Origin of the sequence: Paraburkholderia podalyriae (genome assembly GCF_014397785.1) — a bacterium.
In the GTDB taxonomy this organism is placed as follows: Bacteria; Pseudomonadota; Gammaproteobacteria; order Burkholderiales; family Burkholderiaceae; genus Paraburkholderia; species Paraburkholderia podalyriae.
In genome coordinates this window covers 61,375-80,283 of the sequence record NZ_VZQQ01000021.1, presented here as the reverse complement: position 1 = coordinate 80,283, position 18,909 = coordinate 61,375, and the positions used below count along the sequence as shown (strand labels likewise).

Below are 18,909 nucleotides of genomic sequence, written 5' to 3'. Positions count from 1 at the left end.
AGAGCCGCAACGAATCTGATCGGCCCCGCCCTCGCACATTCAATGCGTTTGCGGCTCGCTGCGCCTTGACTCGATCGCCCCACGGATCACAACAGGAGAACAATTCATGCCGGGGATTTCCTCGCTTCACGCCGCGCTGCCCGAGTCCGCTGTTCCAGGCTACCTGCCGCGAGGGTTGCTTGATCGCGTCCGTCACTATCGGTTGGAGCGCGTACGTCGCCAGCTTAGAAAGAGTCGCGTACCGGCAATCGTCATGTACGACCCAGTGAATATCCGGTACGCGACAGACACATCCAACATGCAGATATGGACGGGCCGCAATCCCACGCGTTACGTGGTCGTGTTTGCCGATGGGCCAGTGATCGGATTCGAATTTCACAACTGTGAGCACGTCTGGAACGAGGTGCCGGTCGATGCGGAAATCCGCAGTGCTGTGTGCTGGAACTACTTTAATGCTGGATCACAAGTCGCCGCGAAGGCAAAGCAGTGGGCGCGCGAAATTGCGGATCTGCTGCGTCAAAACGCTCCATCCGAACGGCGGATCGCAGTCGACCGACTTGATCCAGAAGGTCTGCATGCCCTCGGTGAGGAAGGTATCAGCGTTGTGGATGGTCAGGCTCTGATGGAAGTGGCTCGAACCATCAAGTCCGACGATGAACTGCTGGTGATGAAAGCCGCGATCGACGTTTGCGAACAAGGCATTCAGCGAATGCACGAAGCTTTGCGCCCGGGCATGACCGAGCAGGAACTGTGGGCGCACCTGCACTTCGAAAACATCAAACTCGGCGGCGAGTGGATCGAGACGCGGCTGCTGGCGTCGGGAAGCCGTACGAACCCGTGGATGCAGGAGTGCAGCCCGAGGTTAATGCAGAAAGGCGAACTGATTGCGTTCGACACGGATCTGGTTGGCCCCTTCGGATACTGTGCTGACATCTCGCGAACGTGGACAGTCGGCCACGTCCGACCGACCGACGATCAGCGGCGGCTTTACGCGTCTGCCTACGAGCAGCTGCATACCAACATGGCACTCATCAAGCCCGGCATGACGTTCAATGAATTCGCCGAACGAAGCTGGGCAATGCCGGATACGTTCTTCAAGAACCGGTACAGTTGCCTCGCACACGGCATCGGCATGGTCGACGAGTATCCGTCCATCTCGTACTTCCAGGACCGAGGCTATGACGGCATGTTCGAAGCCGGAATGACTCTCTGTATCGAAAGTTATATCGGCGATGAAGGCGGTAAGGAAGGAGTGAAGCTCGAGCAGCAGGTGCTACTCACAGACCATGGCTGCACGCCGCTATCGACGTTCCAGTTTGAGACCGACTGGCTTTGACCGTTGGAACGTACAGGCGCACCGTAGTGGCCGCCTGCGCCTATCTGATGTACGCCCGCACGCGATCCATAACGTCCGCAGGGACGTCCACCTGATGAACCTTGATATGGCTGCCAGGGATGCGCACGCCGGACTGCGCAAGCCTGTCGATATGCGCCGACAGACGTTCAGTGAATCCGGCCACCAGCGCCTCCGGTCTGAATGCGACGAGAAACAGGCCGACTCCGGGACTCTCGCTGCCAAGCGCATAGTGAGGCGCGTCCATCGACCAGTTGGCGCCCGTCATTCCGGCCGCGAGTATCTCCATGATCATGGCGATATTCGCGCCTCGCGCACCACCGAACGCGAGCAGTAGTCCTTTCATCGCTTCTCTGGCATCAATGGTGGGATGGCCGTTCTGATCGACCGCCCACCCTTCGGGAATCGACTCCCCGCTTTCCGCCGCTTTGCGCACGCTAACGAACGCTGTCGCGCTGGAGGCCTGATCGATGACCAGCGGCCGCCGGCCCTGCGCCATCGGCGCAGCAAATGAAAGAGGGTTGGTTCCGTAGACGGCTTTGCCCGATTCCAGCGTCGTCATCTGCGCAGTGGCGTTACAGGTAGCAACAGCAACGAGTCGGCGTTCGGCGCAACGCCGCGTGTAGTACCCGAGCTCTCCGACAGTGAAACTGTTGGCGATGGATAGAACAGCAACGCCGTAATCCGTCGTCCGCATCACCAGGTCTTCGCAGATGCGATCGAACGCAAGCTGGGCGATGCCCTGCTTCGCGTCGATTTTTATGGCCGCCGGGACTGTGGCGTCGATATCGGGCTCTGCATTCTTCGAGATCCGCCCCTTTGTAAAGCCGTCCAGATAGTCCGGAAGATGCGCAAAACCGACAGCCTTGCTACCCGCCAGTTCGGCAGAAATCACCGCCGCGGCGAGCGACCGCGCGACTGCGTCGCTCGCTCCAACCGCTTTGAGCGCTCCGTACGCGATTCGTTGTGCGTCTTCAGGTTCGTATCGCATCGTTACCACCGTCTATCTGCCTGCCACCAGGCGGATTGCATGCTGCGCTTCAGGCCCACATGTCACCCATCGTGAAGCCATTCGGGAAAGGATCGTCCGGATCGAGCACGTATGTGTTAAAGCCGTAGATCCATGAGCGTCCGGAGATGGTGGGCACCACCGCATGAATCTCTCCGACATTCACCTGCTCTACGAGGCGTCCGGTGTAGACCGTCCCCAGAACGCCCTCGTGACGGAACGGCTGGTTTATGTCCAACTGGCCTTTTGCATGCAGTGTTGCCATCTTGGCCGACGTGCCCGTGCCGCACGGGCAGCGATCGATCGCTCCCGTCCAGGTTGCAGGGTTGGCGAAATCAATTGCCCCGCTAGCGACGGTTACGGCGTTTCTCCAATCGGCGTTCGGGTTGCTTGTGGGACCTGAGAGTTGGGCGATCGTGATCCCATAGCCCGGATAATGCGGATGCGCGACGGGCAGTTGCTCCTGTGCCGCCTTGAGAACAAGCGCCGACACGCGCGTAATTTCACGGCCGTGCTCCGGGATCAATTCAAGTCCTTTGAACTGACGCACGTCGGCGATCACATAAAACATGCCGCCCCAACCGACGTCAACCGTGACTTTTCCCAGATGTGGCACATCGATGACTTTCTCGATATGTGCTGCAAAGGCCGGAACGTTCCTGAACGTTACCTGCGTCACTTTTCCGTTCGCGCATTCCGCCCGGATTCCAATCAGGCCCGCGGGCGCCTCGAGCTGGAATTCGGTCACAGGCTCCTGCATCGGAATCATGCCCGTTTCGAGCAGCACTGTCGCGACAGAAATCGTATTGCCGCCGCTCATGACCGGATACTCGACCTGCTCCATGATGATGTAGCCGGCCGCGGCATCCGGATGCTTGGCGGGAACGATGAGATTGCAGCACAACGGCGGATAGCCCCTCGGCTCCCGAAGCATCAACATGCGAATCTGGTCGTCATTCACCTCCAGCCACTTCATCTGCTCATACACTGTATTGCCGGGAATATGCGGAACGCCGCCGGTGATAACCCGCATGGGCTCGCCCGAGTGAGTTTCTACAGCGTGAAAGATCCGTTTGAACGTCATGGTTTTCTCGACACTTCAGCGAAGCGCCAGGGGCTCTGCCATGACGGATTGCACCGTCGCTGAGCCTGGCATGATTGGCGCCCGGTCAACATTGAAAGCGTCTCGACTCCGGGCCTGGAACAGCGGCGGCCAGTATTCGATATCAGTTTCGTGCAACACCCGTAGCGCGCCTCTACGGTTAGGTCCTGCCAAAAAAGAGGCGTACGGATTCGCACGCCTCAACTTCCACCTTGGAGATACCTCAAGCCGTTCGCGCAGAGCGCACGAGCAGTATTACTTCGTGCCCAGCCAAACCGCGAATCTCTGGTTCAGATCGTCGGCGTGATCCGCCCAGAAGTTGATATCGATGTTCACTGCGTCCTTCTGGTTTGCGGGGTTGGTCGGAAGGTACGGCGTTACCTTCGGATCGACCATCGCAATCGACGATTTGCGCATGGGTCCCAGAGCCGTCGCCGTCGCGAGCTTGGCAAGCGATTCGGTCGTCGTCGAATACTTGACGAAGTCCTGCGCTGCCTTCAGGTTCTTCGTGCCCTTGACGATCGCGAGACCTTCGATGTTCATGACCTCGCCATCCCACAGGAAGCCAAATGGCTTGTTGTTCTGAACAACCGCAACCCAGATCCGGTTCGGATAGGCGCTGGTCATCGAGACCTCGCGGTCGGCGAGCAGTTGCGGCGGTTGAGCACCGGCTTCCCACCAGACGATCGACGACTTGATGGTGTCGAGTTTCTTGAACGCGCGATTGAGGCCTTCGGGGGTCGCCAACACCTTATAGATGTCCGCCGACTTGACGCCGTCAGCCAGCAGCGCCCACTCGAGCGCACCCTCCGGCGACTTCCTCAGACCGCGCTTGCCCGGAAAACGCTTGAGATCGAAGAAATCGGCGATCCTGGTCGGCTCGCCATTCTTGAATGCGTCCTTGTTGTACGTGATCATCGTGGACCAGCCCACGTTGCCGATCATGCAGTCGGACAGACCGCCCTGCAGGAAGTCGGCCTTCGCCGCTGCGCCCGTTTTTGCACCGGGCGGCAGCGACGCCGGATCGATCTTCTCCAGCAATCCCTCGTCGCATGCGCGCGTTGCGTCGGCGAGTTGCATGTCGACGACGTCCCACGTGACGTTCTTCGTTTGCACCTGACTGCGGATCTGCGCGATGCCGCCGTTGTAGGTATCGGTCTTGACGTCCGTTCCCGATTTCGCGGCGAACGGTTTCGCCGCCAGTTCCACTTGCGAATCCTGGTACGAGCCGCCCCACGTCGCGAAGACGATATCACTGGCGTAAGCGGAGGCGCTTACCGCACCTATTGCAACCAGAGCTGCGATCCGCGCGATCAATTTCGTGTGCAGTTTCATTCTCTATGTTCCTTCTCGTCGTCTGATGGCACCGTATCGCCATTCAATTTAGGATTTAAAAAGACCACTTGTGCTGCTACGACCTCACTTCTTTTCGCTGCCACGCGGAGCCGATCATCCGGAATCTCCGGGCAGACGTGTAATCGCCCGCCGATGAGCCAGTGCGCGTTACGCGTCCCGTCACTGTTCTCCCTCACTCAACACCATCAACTGGGTATTACCTCCTGCCGCGCTCGCGTTCACCGTGGTGATCCGCTCACGGACAAGCCCGGTGAGATCGCAACCCTCGGAAAAATCGGTTTTGAGCAGTGCAATGCGCTGTCTGATGCAGGCTGCCGAAAAAGCTGGCGCAACGCGCGCCTTTCGCGAAACCAGCACGACGTCAGGCCGGGCTCCTGGCTGTTCAGTCTCCAGGAGGTTTTGCAGATCGGACGTTGCCGCGATGACGCAGTGCTCACCAAGCACGCGCTTCACGGCTGTCGCTACATCGTCTGCGGGAAGCACAACCTTGTTGCCGAACGCGCTGGCGATCATCGCCTGGAAGACCCTTTCGTCGGGCTCGCCTGCGACACATAGGGCGGTTCCCCGGGGCAGGAATTCAAGTGTGTTTTCCTCACCGGATAGCGCGGGCAGAGCAAGCGGATCAGACAACGCGGTCAGGCGGATGAGCGAGTCGCGAACGCCGGCCACCTGGTCTGTGTTCAGACGATCTCCTGCTCCGGCGCATACAAGCGCGAACAGGTCTTCGACGGCCTTTGTGCGGCGGGCCTTTTCTGCCGCCAGCGCGTTGCGACGCGCAATGAAACGATCCTTGCCCGACTCAACTGGAAACTCGTAGAACTTGCTGTCGAAACGGTCGCAGCGTGCGAACGGTCCCTCCTCAGAAGAAAGCTGACGCGCGCCGGCTTTAGTCAAGGCGGACAACGTGAGCGGACCAGCCAGCATCGGGCCCGTTCCCGCCGCTCCAACTCCGGCTGAAGGTTGCATACCGACGAAGGTGGAATGCATCGCGCGATTCACGCACACGCTGCTTGCCGTCGTCCTCGATAGCAGCTTGCCCGCTGCTTCGTTGATCCGCGTATGCAGTCCGATTGCACCGCATCCAATACGGTTGAGCTGTTCGAGTAATTCGTCCAGTTGGCCCGTGCGATAACGAACGACGTGGAGGATCGGACCGCTCACATCCGCTGCAATCGACGCGAGGTTCCCGGTCGTGCCAAGATCGACGATCGCCGGGCATACGTAGTTTCCACTCCTGTCGCCCCTCACCGGCCTGCCGCGGGCAATCGCAAAGCCCGCACGTTGCAAGCGCTCGAGATAGGCTTCTGCCTTTTGTCTTCCCTCGGGGGTCGCGACCGGTCCGATGTCGGTGGACACGTCAAGCGGGTTGCCCGTCGCCCGCTCGCTCAGGATGCCCTTGAGCATTCTCAGCGTTTTCTCGGCAGTCGAATCCTGCAAGCACAGAATTCGCAACGACATCGCCGCTTGTCCGGCGGACCTGAAAGCCGACACAGTCGCGTCGAAAATGACCTGCTCCGGAAGGGCCGAACTGTCCATGATCATCGCGTTGGCACTGCGTAGCGTGAACAGAAGCTTCGGTGCGTCGGGCAGACTGGCTGCGTGCGCCGCGATCTTCGCCGCCATGTCCTGATCGCCGGTGAAGAGGACAGCCTGGACACGCCGGTCGATCACCAGAGCACGACTCACGTCGTCTTCGCCACCGGCAAGCAGTTGCAACGCGCCGGGAGGCACACCGGATCTCAGGAAGGTTCTAACCGTCTCGAACGCGACCATCGAGCCACACGCTGCCGGCTTTGCGATGACCGCGTTGCCCGCCGCAAGCGCAGGCGCGAGCTGCCCAACCAGGGCCATTAGCGGATTGAATGCGGAAGTGATGGACACGATCACGCCGAGCGGCTCGCTGGTCTTCAACCAGCGTTCGTCGCGCAGTTCGTATGCATGGAGCCGGCACAGATTGACTGCGCTGCGCACTTCTTCGGCCGCTTCGGACATTGTTGCGCCGGTTTCCTTCACGAGCAGCGCCGCAAGCGCCGGTCCGCGTTCCTCAAAACCGTTCGCGACTGCATCCAGTATGTCTGCCCGCGACTCCGCGGTGCTGCTTTTCCAATCCGTAGCGCCGCCTGCTTTTTGCAATGCGTCTTCGACCGTCGCGGGACGGCAGGCTTCGATGCTGCCTATCACTTCGCTTGAATCTGCAGCGCTATAGACAAGGCTGGTCGCACCGGCGCCGGAAATCAGCTCGCCCCCGACGATGGAGCGTACGTTTATCCGCACGGCACGGAGCTCAGCAATCGCCATGCTGAATTCGCTCGACGTCGCGAGGTCGAGCGACGCGGCGTTCAGACGTCCTGGCAGAACACTTCGCGGGCTCGGAATGCCCTCGTGCATACGCCCTTGGGTGCGAGCGGCCTTGTCGATCGGACTGGCGACGATGTCGGCGATACTCACCGATGGATCGACCACCTGGTTGACGAACGAAGAGTTGGCGCCGTTTTCCAGCAGCCTGCGTACCAGGTAGGCCAGCAACGTTGCATGCGGACCGACGGGCGCGTACACGCGGCACGATCTGCCCAGCTTGCCCGATCCGACGATCTGGTCATAGACGCTTTCACCCATGCCGTGCAGACACTGGAATTCGTATTCGCCATCGCCTGCCAGCGTGTGCACCGCAGCGATCGAAAACGCATTGTGTGTCGCAAACTGCGGGAAAATCGCGTCCGGAGCGGCGATCAGAATTTTTGCACAGGCGATGTAGCTGACGTCCGAATGGACCTTTCGCGTGAAAACAGGGTAGCCGTCGCTACCGGCATCCTGGGCGAGTTTGATTTCGGTGTCCCAGTAAGCGCCCTTGACCAGCCGGACATTGAAGCGGCGACCCGTCGCGCGCGCGAGCGCAATCATCCAGTCGGCGACAAACCGTCCGCGCTTCTGATAGGCCTGCAGTGAAATGCCGATGCCATTCCATCCCATGAGACTCGGCTCGTACGACAGCCGCTCAAGCATTTCCAGCGTCAGATCGAAGCGCGCCGACTCTTCCTGATCGAGGTGGAAGCCAATGCCGTATTTCTTCGCCAGTTGCGCGAGGCTCAGCAATCGCGGATAAAGCTCCTCCATGACCCGCGCGCGCTGCGACAGCTCATAGCGCGCGTGCAGGCCGGAAATCTTCACCGATACGCCTGGTCCGTCAATCTCGCCGCGTAGCGACGCGTCCTTGCCAATCGCTTCGATTGCGTGGCGGTAGGACTGAAAATAGGCCTCGGCGTCTTCTTCAGTCAGGGCCGCCTCGCCGAGCATGTCGTAGGAGAAGCGGTAGCCCTGTCCTTCCCGCGTTTTTGCCAGACGGATCGCTTCTTCGATCGTCTGGCCGGTGACGAACTGTTTGCCCAGCAAGCGCATTGCATAGGCGACGCCCGATCGTACGACCGCTTCGCCGCCTTTGCGGACTACGCGCGTCAATGCTTCCGAAAGGGACTTTTCGTCGGGCTGCTTGAGCAGCTTACCGGTGACGAGCAGTCCCCATGCAGTCGCGTTGACGAAAAGCGAGGGCGACTTCCCGAGGTGGGCACGCCAATCCGCATCGACGATCTTGTCGCGGATCAGCTGGTTCCGCGTGGGCGTGTCGGGGATACGCAGCATCGCCTCCGCGAGACACATCAGCGCAATACCCTCGCGGCTATCGAGCGAGAACTCCTGGGTGAGGAGGTCCACCCCTCCCGCATTGATGCGCGTATCGCGTACGCCCTGGGCAAGGCGCGAAGCCAAAGCCTGCACACGGGCAAGCGTATCCGGATCCAGGTACGCGGTGTTGATCAACTCCCGAACGACGACGTCTTCCGGGAGGCCGGATGCATCCCGTATCCGTTGACGAAGTATCGACAGATCGGACGTCTGCGCCTGCATTTCCTGAATTTTGGACAACATGATCGATTGAACGGTAAGAGGCGTAGAAGAAATGACGACGGTATCGGGCAACATGAATTCAGGCAACATGACTGCTTCCGCGAAGTCGCTCCGTGCGACGACGCAGCGCTTCGAGCGTCAACAGCAGCAGCGTCGAGATCACCACCAGCAGACAGGCGACCGCAAGAATCGTTGGGCTGAGTTGCTCGCGAATGCCCGCCCACATTTGCCGGGGAATGGTGCGCTGGTCCGGACCGGTCAGGAAAAGCGCGACGACTATTTCGTCGAAGGAGGTCGCGAACGCGAACAGCGCTCCCGATACGACGCCGGGGGCGATGATCGGCAGCTTCACCTGCAGGAACACGCGCAGCGGAGAGGCGCCAAGGCTGCGGCCTGCCCGGCTCAGCGTTTCATTGAAGCCCGCCAGCGTCGCCGTAACGGTAACCACGACGAACGGCGCGCCCAGCGCAGCGTGCGACAGGATGAGACCGACCAGGCTGCCAGTGAGGCCGAGCGGACTGAAGGCGAAGTAGACGCCCACCGCGGTGATGATCAGCGGCACGATCATCGGCGAGATAAGGATGGCAGTAATCAACTGCTTTCCCCGGATGCGGCTACTGGTCAATCCCAGCGAAGCAGTCACACCGAGAAGGGTTGCAATGACGGTCGATACGACGCCGGTGATCATGGTGTTCTTCAGCGCCAGCATCCAGTCCGAACTCCCGAAGAACTCCTGATACCAGCGCAGGCTCAGCCCGGGAAGCGGATAGGTAAAGTAAGGCTGCGAGTTGAAAGACAGCGGCATGACCACGAGAATCGGCAGCACGAGGAATAGCAGCACCGTGAGCGAAAGCGCGACAAATGAGACGCGCCCGACTCTTCCCCAAACGGTCACGTAAGCAGGAAAGTTGAACATGTGCATTACCCCAGTTTCACGCCGGCACCGCCGGTGATGCGCACGAAAATACCGTAGATGAGCAATACACCCACAAGCAGGACAGAAGCCAGCGCACTCGCCAGTCCCCAGTTGAGCGTTGCGTTCACGTGATTGGCGATGTAGTAGCTGGCAAGCTGATCATCGGGTCCGCCCACAATCGCGGGCGTAATGTAGTAGCCCACCGCCAGAATGAACGTCAGCATTCCGGCCGCTCCGACGCCAGGCAGCGTTTGTGGAAAATACGCCTGGAAAAACGAGCGGATCGGCCCTGCTCCGAGTGAGCGCGCGGCCTTCACATAGACCGCCGGGACGCCCTTCATCACGCTGTACAACGACAGGATGGCGTAGGGCAACAGGATGTGCGTCATGGAGACCAGTACGCCGAACCGGTTGTAGATCAGCGCCATTCTGCTAATGCCGAGCTGAACGAGCAGGTCGTTCACGACCCCATGCGTCTGCAGCACGACCACCCACGCAGTCGTTCTCACGAGGATCGAGGTCCAGAAAGGCAGCAGGACCATGATCATGAACAGATTGCCGTAGCGCGCGGGAATATTGGCAAGGAAGTAAGCGACCGGGTAACCAAACAGCAGGCACAGAAAACTGACGAATACGCTCACCCACGCTGTGCGGACGAAGACATCGACGTACAGGCGTTGGCCCTCGCCCTGACGGACGATCGCGCCGGACGCGTCCCGCTTGAAGTCGAAGGCTTTCAGGTAATAGTCCAATGTCCACGGAGAGGCCGCGTATTTCAACGTGCTCCAGACGGCAACGTCATCCCAGCGCGAATCGATCGTCGTCAGACGGCTGTGCCAGGAGCCTGACTGATCATCGCCAAGGTGTCGCGACGTTTTCATGATGAGGCTGCGCAACCCGGCTTCGTCGTAATTTAGCCGCGACGCAACGCGGCTCACGCCGTCATTTCCCTTTGCCGCCGTTAGATCGTTGCCGAATGCAGTGAAGACTGCATCGCCCGGCACCGTGCCTGAAGCCGGATCCCAATTGCGAAGCAGCGCAGCCGCGTGCGGCAGTTCGTTTGAAATCGTCGGGTCCCGAAAGCTCTTGAGCAACAGGCTTCCGATTGGAACCAGAAACGTGACGAGCAGGAATGCCAGCAGCGGAAAGACGAGCAGAAAGGCCTTCGCGCGCTCCGTGCGTTCCGCCCGGCGCAGTCGGGCCTTAAGCCCTTGCAGGTCGTCGGCTGTCGCTGGAGGAGCGTCACCCGCGGGGACGGTCATATCAGTGGGAAGGATCATTTTGCAGTACGGCAGAAATTCCGCCTTGTCTGGTTGGCGCGGAGTCTCTGGATGACATCAGAGACCAGTACAGCCTGATGGCCAGGCTGGGCTAGAGGTCGACGGGCGTCAGATGATGCTGGCGTCATGTCTTCACAGACCCGGTTCCTATTGCAATGCCCTGCACGCGTCGGCCATCCAGCCGATGTTCACTGAATCCCCGACTCGCAGCGTGCGGGCGACGCCGTCATTCGGAAGCTTGACGATGAAGTCGTCCTTGCCGCAGATCTGCATGACCAGACGAAGATGATCGCCGTAATAGATCAGGTCTTTCACACCGCCACTGAACACGTTGTCGCAGCCCTTGGCGGACTCGCCGATTGCCACGCGTTCCGGTCGCAGCGACACGCACGCGTTGTCGGAAGCCCGAATGGCCACGCCGGTGCGTGCCTTGATGGTGTGACCACCGTTGAGCTTGACGGTGCACCGGTCCTGCTCGACGTCGGCGATGATGCCCTTCAGCTCATTGCTCTCGCCAATGAAGCGCGCTACAAACACGTTTTCCGGCTGCTCGTAAAGCTTCGACGGCGTAGCGAGTTGCTGGATGATCCCGTTGTTGAAGACGGCGATGCGGTCGGACATCGTCATCGCTTCGCTCTGGTCGTGCGTGACATACACGACCGTCAGACCGCTTTGCGCATGGATCTGCTTGATCTCGTACTGCATCTGTTCGCGAAGCTGCTTGTCGAGCGCGCCAAGCGGCTCGTCCATCAACACGAGCGCGGGCTCGAACACCAGCGCCCGCGCAACGGCGATGCGCTGCTGCTGCCCTCCGGACAACTGGCCCGGCATGCGATTGGCGAACTTCTCCATGTTCACCATCTTCAATGCGCTCCTGACCTTCTTTTCGATGTCGGTTTTGCTGACCTTGCGCACTTTCAGCGGGAAGGCGAGGTTCTCGGCCACGGACTTATGAGGAAAGAGCGCATAGCTCTGAAACACCATGCCGATATTTCGACGCTCGGGCGGGATGCGGTTGATCGGGCGCCCCTGCAGCAGGATCTCTCCATGAGTCGCCGTTTCGAATCCCGCCAGCATCATCAGGCAAGTGGTCTTTCCCGAACCGGACGGCCCCAGCATCGTGAGAAATTCACCTTCCTTGATGTCAAGGTTCAGGTTTTTCACTACCAGAGTTTCGCCGTCGTACGTCTTCTGGACGTTTTTGAAAGAGACAATTGTCGACATCACCGTTCCTCAAGAAAAGCTCGTAAATCGTTCGCAACCTTTCGCTCACCGCACTGTTACCAAAGCGTCTCGCGGCGCCACGGGCCGAATGCAGTTTCGACGTGCCGCGTACGGCGTCATGCTGCGGCAGCCAACTGAACACACGATCAGGCGAATTGCCGCTCAACCTTTTGGATATAGCATCGTATCCTGAACGCTTGTTCAATTCATTTGGCGTTTTCCCTACTATAGCGAAGCTGGAGATGTGTCAAAAATAATTTTTCGCGGTACTTTTTGCCCAATTTTCCCGCGTGTCGCCGAGACGGGCTACACGGCGCGCCGATTTTTGGCCGATACGAAATGAACGCATGTTCAGTAATAAGACACCTTTGTAACCAGCGTTTCTGTAAACGTTTGTTCAAACCAATCCCTCCAGGTAAGATGGCTGCTTGAGACGCGTCAGTTGGCTGCCCAGCCACCTGCGTGATGCTCGGTGACTCAAATTCAGGATCTTTAAATGCAAACGGCGTCTGAGGTCGCAACGGCCAGCTCCCGGAAGGAAGACGGCTGGCAATATGAGGGAATGCGAGCGAGACTGCTCGACGCCACGCTGGCGGTGGTCGGAGATGTCGGGCTCGAAAACCTCACGATTCGCAAGGTGAGCGACTACGCCGGTGTATCGGTCGGCCTCGTGCACCACCACTTCGAGAACAAAAGCAATCTCGTGTACAAGACCTTCATGTATCTGATCCGACGGATGCGCGAACGGTTGACGAGTGGCCGCCGCGGCATCGCCGACCCTGTCGAGCGCATGAAATTTACGGCGGACATGTGCTTCAACCAGGAAGTCATGAGTCCAGGCGCCGCGAACGTATGGCCGCATATGTGGAGCTCGTCCGCGCACGAAGCGGAAGTCCAGAGGTTGTGCGCCGCGTTTTCGCGCCGTCTGCGGTCCAACTTCCTGTTCGACCTGAAGCAGGCCGGCTGTGATCCGGCGATGGCGCGCATACACGCAATCCAGGCCATGGCGCTTGTGCATGGGTTATGGATCGAGCACAAGGTCGCTGCCAGCATTTCGATGGATGAAGTCATTGGAATCTTCCATGGCATGATCGACAACGCCACTCATTGGGTCTGGAAGTCGAACATGAAGCGTGCGGCTTCGGCGCCTTCGACGCATTAGTGAGCATCGTCTTGTCAGCGCGATGTCGTCCCCGCTCTACATGTTTGAGTAGTTCGGGCCGCCACCGCCTTCAGGCGTCACCCACACGATGTTCTGCGTCGGGTCCTTGATGTCGCAGGTCTTGCAGTGCACGCAGTTCTGCGCGTTGATGACGAGCCGCTCGCTGCCATCGTTGTTCTTCACGAACTCGTACACAGCGGCCGGGCAATAGCGCGACTCCGGTCCCGCATAGGTCTGCCAGTTCACGTTGACCGGCACGCTCGGATCTTTCAGCGTCAGGTGCGCCGGCTGATTCTCTTCATGATTCGTGTTCGAGATGAACACCGAAGACAACCGGTCGAACGTCAGCTTGCCATCCGGCTTCGGATACGTGATCGGCTTGCACTGCGACGCCGGCTTCAGCATCTCGTGATCCCAATGCTGATGATGGAGCGTCCACGGCACGTTGCCGCCGAGCAGCTTCTGCTCGAGACCGACCATCAGCGTGCCGAGGTACAGACCCTTGCTCATCCACTGCTTGAAGTTGCGCGCGCGGTACAACTCGGTGTAGAGCCACGAGGTCTTGAAGGACTCCGGGTAGGCAGTGAGTTCATCGTTATGACGGCCAGCCTGTACCGCTTCGAAAGCAGCGTCGGCCGCGAGCATGCCGGTCTTGATCGCCGCATGCGAACCCTTGATGCGCGATGCGTTGAGGAAGCCCGCATCGTCGCCGACCAGCGCACCGCCCGGGAACACCAGCTTCGGCAGCGACATCAGGCCGCCTGCGGTAATCGCCCGCGCGCCGTACGACACGCGTTTGCCGCCTTCGAGAATCGCGCGGATCGCCGGATGCGTCTTGTAGCGCTGGAACTCCTCGAACGGCGACAGATACGGATTCGTGTAGCCGAGGCCGACCACGAAGCCCACCACAACCTGGTTGTTGTCCATGTGGTAGAGGAACGAGCCGCCGTAGGTGTCGTTTTCGAGCGGCCAGCCGGCCGTGTGCATCACCAGACCCGGCTTGTGCTTCGCGGGATCGATTTCCCACAACTCCTTGATGCCGAGGCCATAGACCTGTGGATCGGCGCCGTCGCGCAGCTTGAACCGGTCGTTAAGCTGACGGCCGAGGTGGCCGCGCGCGCCTTCGCAGAACAGCGTGTACTTCGCGTGCAGTTCCATGCCGAGCTGGAAGTTCCCGGTCGGCTCACCGTCTTTGCCGATGCCGAGGTTGCCGGTCGCGACACCCTTGACCGAGCCGTCGTCGTTGTACAGCACTTCAGCGGCGGGAAAGCCGGGAAAGATTTCGACGCCGAGCGCCTCGGCCTGCTGACCCAGCCAGCGCGTCACGTTCGCGAGGCTGATCACGTAGTTGCCGTGGTTCTTGAAATTGTCCGGCAGCGCCCAGGTCGGCACGCTCTTGGAGCCGGTCTCCGACAGGAACAGGAAGCGGTCCTCGGTCACGTCGACCGTCAGCGGCGCGCCTTTTTCCTTCCAGCCCGGGATCAGTTCGGTCAGTGCGCGCGGGTCCATCACGGCGCCCGACAGGATATGCGCCCCGATCTCCGAGCCTTTTTCCAGCACGCACACGCCAAGCTCGACGCCTTGTTCGGCAGCGCGCTGCTTCAGACGAATGGCGGCCGACAGGCCAGCCGGGCCGCCGCCGACGATCACGACGTCATACTCCATCGACTCGCGGTCGATTGCGTCGCCCGCTTGAGTGACTGTGTTCATGTGTCCAAACCCCATGTGGTCAAAACATTTCGCAGCGCATCGTAGTTCGCAACAAAAAATCTTGCGGCGTTATCAACCGTGTTGATGCTGCAAACAAGCGGCTGTTGGATTGATGCTCCGGGGTGGGCGACAGCTTCGTGCGCGCCGTTGCGAAGCCTGCGTACGAACCCTCGGTACAAACCCGAGGAACATCGTCCATGAAGCACAACTGCACGAACCACACTTTTGCTAAACATCGCGCTCGTTGATATTGGTGTGGTTTGAATTGGGAGACCTCACACTGCGCTCACGATGGGGAACCAAAAAGGAAGCGGAATCGTGAATACCTATGATGTGGTGGTGATCGGAGCGGGCGTGATCGGCAGTTCGGTCGCATTTCACCTGCAGAAGCTCGGCGCGCGGAACGTACTGGTGCTCGATCGCGCCACTATCGGAGCGGGCACGACCTCGCAGTCGTCGGGCATCTTGCGCACGCACTATTCGGTGAAGGAAAACGTCGAACTCGCGCGCAAGTCGTGGTCGGTGTTCAACGACTTCGCCGCCTATCTCGGCGACGACGAAGCATCGTGCGGCCTCGTAAAGTGCGGCTATATGATTGTCGCGGCCGACGGCGACAAGCTCGAGCCGTTGCGCGCATCGCTCGACCAGCAGAAGGAGCAAGGCATCCCGCTCGAACTGCTCGATGCGCGCCAGGCGAAGGAACTCCTGCCGATCGCGGAATTCAACGACGCCGCGTTGATCGGCTACGAGCCGGAAGCCGGCTTCGCGGACGCGTATCTCACGGCGACCAGCTTCGCGCGCGCAGCGCGGCGTGGCGGCGTGACCATCCGCGAGAACGTGACCGTGAACAAGCTGCTGATCGAAAACGGCAAGGTGGTTGGCGTGTCGACCAGCGCGGGCGACTTTGCGTGCTCGACCGTCATCAGCACACAGAACATCTGGACGCCGGAGCTCGCCGGCTGGACCGGCAAGACGCTGCCCATCGCGCCGGAACGCCACGCAGTCCTCGCGCTCGATTGCGCCGGCGCCGCGTACACGTTCAAGATGCCGGTGTTCAAGGATCTGGCGTCCGAAGGCATGCTCTATTACCGCAGCTACGGCGGCAACCAGATGCTGGTGAGCGAAGGCGTGGTCGGCCAGAAGCTCAGCACCGCGGACACCGAACAGGGCGACATTCCGATGGACTATGTCGTCGATGTCGGTGCGCAGGTCGCCGAGCGCTTCCCGGCCTACGAGGCGGCGGGCATCGCGTCGTCGTGGACTGGCGTCTACGACGTGACGCCGGACTGGAATCCGGTGCTCGGACCGCTACCGGGCATCGAGGGGCTGACGGTGGGCTACGGCTTCTCGGGTCACGGCTTCAAGCTCTCGCCTACCGTCGGCAAGATCCTGGCGCAAAGCGCGCTGGGCGTGACGACGGACGTGTCGCTGAAGCCGTATTCGATCGAACGCTTTGCGGCCGGCGAACTTCTGACCGGCAAATATGGTCTTGGCGCCGTCTCCTGAAGCGCGCGTGCCGGCCGGTCTCACGATCCGGCCGCTTGCATCGTACGCGTTGCAGCCGTGGCGTAACGGCGGCGGTCGAACTCGCCCTCTCGCCGAAGGCGCCGACGGTGCCTGGCGCATCAGCCTCGCTGAAGTGGAGCGCGATGGTCCGTACTCACGTTTTCCTGATATGGACCGGCTGTCGCTCGTGGTCCAGGGCGCGGGGGTCGATCTGCGACACGCCGGAAACCACGTCATGCTGGAGCCGGGTCGTGCTGTTGAATATGACGGCGCAATCGATTGGCAGGCAACGCTGCGAGGCGGTCCGGTCATCGCGCTCAACACGATGGCGGCGCGCGGGCGCTTTCGCTCGCGCGTTGTCCCGTTGCATGAAACCACCCTCGTACCGACCGGCAGTTTCGCGCTCGTGTTGCCGTTGAGCGGAACCTGCGCCTGGCGAACGGAAGACCGGACCAGGGCGCCGGCGCTAGCGTCAGACTCCGTGATCACGCGGCACATCGACGGACCGGACCTGCTGGTCACGCCGCTGGCGGATGCCGTACCAACGCCGTTGTTTCCGTCAGCTTCGGGGGCCGCAGTTGCGCTGGTCCTGATCGAGTCAGTGGGTCAATTAAAACTTCGCAATGAAGGAAACGTCACATGAAGGTCTTTGCTGCAGTTAAACGCGTTGTCGACTACAACGTGAAGGTCCGCGTGAAAGCGGACCAAACGGGCGTTGACATAGGCAACGTGAAGATGTCAATGAATCCGTTCGACGAGATTGCCGTGGAAGCGGCAACACGCCTCAAGGAAGCAGGCAAGGCGAGCGAGGTCGTCGCGCTCACCTGTGGCCCGGCGCAGAGTGCCGAAACGCTGCGTACCGCGCTCGCAATTGGCGCGGATCGTGGCTTGCACATCCAGACCGACGTGGAGTTGCAGCCGCTTGCCGTGGCCAAACTGCTGAAAGCGGCGGTCGAAAGCGAGCAGCCGCAACTCGTGATTCTCGGCAAGCAGGCCATCGACGATGACGCCGGCCAGACCGGCCAGTTGCTCGCCGCGCTTCTGGACTGGCCGCAGGCAACATTCGCGAGTCATATCGAGATCGGCGCCGAAACAGCGACCGTGACGCGCGAAGTAGATGGCGGACTGGAAATCATCGAATTGCAGCTGCCCGCCATCGTCACGACCGATCTGCGGTTGAACGAACCTCGCTACGTGACGCTTCCCAACATCATGAAGGCGAAGAAGAAGCCGATCGACACGGTCAGCCCTGCCGAGCTCGGCGTCGATCCGGCTCCCCGCCTCAAGACGTTAAAGGTGGTGGAGCCAGCCGTCCGCCAGGCCGGCGTGCGCGTCGCCGATGTGGCTGCGCTCATCGACAAACTGAAAAACGAAGCGAAGGTAATCTAAATGACCACTCTCGTCATCGCAGAACACGACAACGCGCAGATTAAGGCTTCGACCTTGCACGCCGTCGCAGCAGCGCGCCAATTGAACAACGGCATCCACGTACTCGTTGCCGGTCACAGCGCCGAGGCGGCGGCCCATGCCGCGAGTCAGATCGCAGGCGTGGACAAGGTGTTCCTGATCGACGCACCCGAGCTGGCTGACGGTCTCGCCGAGAATATCGCGGCGCAGGTTCTCGCGCTCGCGTCTTCTTACTCTCACATCCTTTTTCCCGCGACTGCGGCGGGCAAGAACGTGGCGCCGCGCGTCGCGGCGAGGCTCGATGCATCGCAGATTTCCGATGTGATCGCAATCCACTCGGCGGATACATTCGACCGGCCGTTCTACGCCGGCAATGCAATTGCCACTGTGCAGTGCGACGACGCAGTCAAGGTCGCGACGATTCGCACGACCGCGTTCGAGGCCGCGCTAGCCACAGGCGGCACGGCGTCTGTCGAACAGAGGGAGGCGGTTGCGACCACGGCCCGTGTGCGGTTCGTCCGCAGAGAAGTGTCGCCCAGTGAACGGCCGGAGCTGACGTCCGCCCGAATCGTCGTTTCGGGCGGACGCGGCATGGGGAGCGCGGAAAACTTCGCGCTGCTCGATCCGCTCGCGCAGAAGCTGGGCGCGGCCGTGGGTGCGTCGCGTGCCGCGGTCGATTCGGGGTTCGCTCCGAACGACTGGCAGGTCGGGCAGACCGGCAAGATTGTCGCGCCGCAGCTTTACGTCGCCGTCGGGATTTCCGGCGCGATTCAGCACCTCGCCGGCATGAAGGATTCGAAGGTCATCGTGGCGGTGAACAAGGACGCTGAAGCGCCGATTTTCAGCGTCGCGGATTTCGGTCTGGTTGCCGACCTGTTCGAAGCGGTGCCGCAGCTCACGCAATCACTCTGATTGACCCAAGGGTCTAGTTAGACGGCATGACATTGCTGCCGTCACCGCTAATCCGCGGTGACGGTTTTCTT

General features: G+C 60.5%; 14 protein-coding genes. 6 read left to right on the top strand and 8 right to left on the bottom strand.

Translation table 11 applies throughout. The features are described from left to right. Window positions 1-106 precede the first annotated feature (106 nt). Window positions 107-1,336, top strand: coding sequence for a M24 family metallopeptidase (locus tag F6X42_RS23760; protein ID WP_187636531.1), 1,230 nt, complete (start codon window positions 107-109; stop codon window positions 1,334-1,336). A 40-nt stretch (window positions 1,337-1,376) separates the two neighbouring features. Here F6X42_RS23760 and F6X42_RS23755 read toward each other — a convergent pair whose 3' ends face one another. From F6X42_RS23755 to F6X42_RS23725, 7 genes are all read right to left on the bottom strand, one after another. Next, window positions 1,377-2,345: an Ldh family oxidoreductase gene (locus tag F6X42_RS23755; protein ID WP_187636530.1), complete on the bottom strand. Its 969-nt coding sequence runs from the start codon at window positions 2,343-2,345 to the stop codon at window positions 1,377-1,379. 49 nt (window positions 2,346-2,394) lie between these two features. Next, window positions 2,395-3,447: a proline racemase family protein gene (locus F6X42_RS23750; RefSeq protein WP_187636529.1), complete on the bottom strand. Its 1,053-nt coding sequence runs from the start codon at window positions 3,445-3,447 to the stop codon at window positions 2,395-2,397. 273 nt (window positions 3,448-3,720) lie between these two features. Then, window positions 3,721-4,800 carry an ABC transporter substrate-binding protein gene (locus tag F6X42_RS23745; RefSeq protein WP_116117562.1) on the bottom strand — a complete coding sequence of 360 codons (1,080 nt, stop codon included), beginning with the start codon at window positions 4,798-4,800 and terminating at the stop codon, window positions 3,721-3,723. A 180-nt stretch (window positions 4,801-4,980) separates the two neighbouring features. Further along, window positions 4,981-8,811: a bifunctional proline dehydrogenase/L-glutamate gamma-semialdehyde dehydrogenase PutA gene (gene putA, locus F6X42_RS23740; RefSeq protein ID WP_246530194.1), complete on the bottom strand. Its 3,831-nt coding sequence runs from the start codon at window positions 8,809-8,811 to the stop codon at window positions 4,981-4,983. After that, complete coding sequence (locus F6X42_RS23735) at window positions 8,801-9,637, bottom strand: ABC transporter permease (RefSeq protein WP_187636528.1); 837 nt, start codon at window positions 9,635-9,637, stop codon at window positions 8,801-8,803. The genes putA and F6X42_RS23735 overlap by 11 nt, the downstream gene beginning before the upstream one ends. Window positions 9,638-9,642: 5 nt before the next feature. Then, window positions 9,643-10,917 (bottom strand): ABC transporter permease, encoded by a 1,275-nt coding sequence (locus F6X42_RS23730; protein ID WP_187636527.1) that lies wholly within the window; start codon window positions 10,915-10,917, stop codon window positions 9,643-9,645. A 147-nt stretch (window positions 10,918-11,064) separates the two neighbouring features. Then, entirely contained in the window at window positions 11,065-12,141 is a 1,077-nt protein-coding gene (locus F6X42_RS23725) for an ABC transporter ATP-binding protein (RefSeq protein ID WP_187636526.1), read from the bottom strand. 496 nt (window positions 12,142-12,637) lie between these two features. On the opposite strand from F6X42_RS23725, the gene betI reads away from it, so the two are divergent. Next, complete coding sequence (gene betI / locus F6X42_RS23720) at window positions 12,638-13,303, top strand: transcriptional regulator BetI (RefSeq protein ID WP_187636525.1); 666 nt, start codon at window positions 12,638-12,640, stop codon at window positions 13,301-13,303. A 36-nt stretch (window positions 13,304-13,339) separates the two neighbouring features. Here the strand turns inward: betI and F6X42_RS23715 are convergent, their stop codons facing one another. Next, window positions 13,340-15,013 (bottom strand): electron transfer flavoprotein-ubiquinone oxidoreductase, encoded by a 1,674-nt coding sequence (locus F6X42_RS23715; RefSeq protein ID WP_187636524.1) that lies wholly within the window; start codon window positions 15,011-15,013, stop codon window positions 13,340-13,342. A gap of 318 nt (window positions 15,014-15,331) precedes the next feature. Between F6X42_RS23715 and F6X42_RS23710 the strand changes: the two genes are divergently transcribed. From F6X42_RS23710 to F6X42_RS23695, 4 genes are read left to right on the top strand one after another with little or no spacing between them, the layout of a single operon-like run. Beyond that, a complete protein-coding gene (locus F6X42_RS23710; protein ID WP_187636523.1) occupies window positions 15,332-16,519 on the top strand; it encodes an NAD(P)/FAD-dependent oxidoreductase in 1,188 nt (395 codons plus the stop codon). Between the two features lie 49 nt (window positions 16,520-16,568). Beyond that, complete coding sequence (locus F6X42_RS23705; RefSeq protein ID WP_187636522.1) at window positions 16,569-17,162, top strand: HutD/Ves family protein; 594 nt, start codon at window positions 16,569-16,571, stop codon at window positions 17,160-17,162. Continuing rightward, entirely contained in the window at window positions 17,159-17,908 is a 750-nt protein-coding gene (locus tag F6X42_RS23700) for an electron transfer flavoprotein subunit beta/FixA family protein (RefSeq protein WP_187636521.1), read from the top strand. Before F6X42_RS23705 ends, F6X42_RS23700 begins: the two co-directional genes overlap by 4 nt. After that, entirely contained in the window at window positions 17,909-18,838 is a 930-nt protein-coding gene (locus F6X42_RS23695; protein WP_187636520.1) for an electron transfer flavoprotein subunit alpha/FixB family protein, read from the top strand. The last annotated feature ends 71 nt before the right edge of the window (window positions 18,839-18,909 follow it).

Excerpts from the sequence above, each read along its gene's own strand:
- F6X42_RS23760 (WP_187636531.1), top strand. The coding sequence starts at position 107 with ATGCCGGGGATTTCCTCGCTTCACGCCGCGCTGCCCGAGTCCGCTGTT.
- F6X42_RS23755 (WP_187636530.1), bottom strand. The coding sequence starts at position 2,345 with ATGCGATACGAACCTGAAGACGCACAACGAATCGCGTACGGAGCGCTC.
- F6X42_RS23750 (WP_187636529.1), bottom strand. The coding sequence starts at position 3,447 with ATGACGTTCAAACGGATCTTTCACGCTGTAGAAACTCACTCGGGCGAG.
- F6X42_RS23745 (WP_116117562.1), bottom strand. The coding sequence starts at position 4,800 with ATGAAACTGCACACGAAATTGATCGCGCGGATCGCAGCTCTGGTTGCA.
- putA (WP_246530194.1), bottom strand. The coding sequence starts at position 8,811 with ATGTTGCCTGAATTCATGTTGCCCGATACCGTCGTCATTTCTTCTACG.
- F6X42_RS23735 (WP_187636528.1), bottom strand. The coding sequence starts at position 9,637 with ATGTTCAACTTTCCTGCTTACGTGACCGTTTGGGGAAGAGTCGGGCGC.
- F6X42_RS23730 (WP_187636527.1), bottom strand. The coding sequence starts at position 10,917 with ATGATCCTTCCCACTGATATGACCGTCCCCGCGGGTGACGCTCCTCCA.
- F6X42_RS23725 (WP_187636526.1), bottom strand. The coding sequence starts at position 12,141 with ATGTCGACAATTGTCTCTTTCAAAAACGTCCAGAAGACGTACGACGGC.
- betI (WP_187636525.1), top strand. The coding sequence starts at position 12,638 with ATGCAAACGGCGTCTGAGGTCGCAACGGCCAGCTCCCGGAAGGAAGAC.
- F6X42_RS23715 (WP_187636524.1), bottom strand. The coding sequence starts at position 15,013 with ATGAACACAGTCACTCAAGCGGGCGACGCAATCGACCGCGAGTCGATG.
- F6X42_RS23700 (WP_187636521.1), top strand. The coding sequence starts at position 17,159 with ATGAAGGTCTTTGCTGCAGTTAAACGCGTTGTCGACTACAACGTGAAG.
- F6X42_RS23695 (WP_187636520.1), top strand. The coding sequence starts at position 17,909 with ATGACCACTCTCGTCATCGCAGAACACGACAACGCGCAGATTAAGGCT.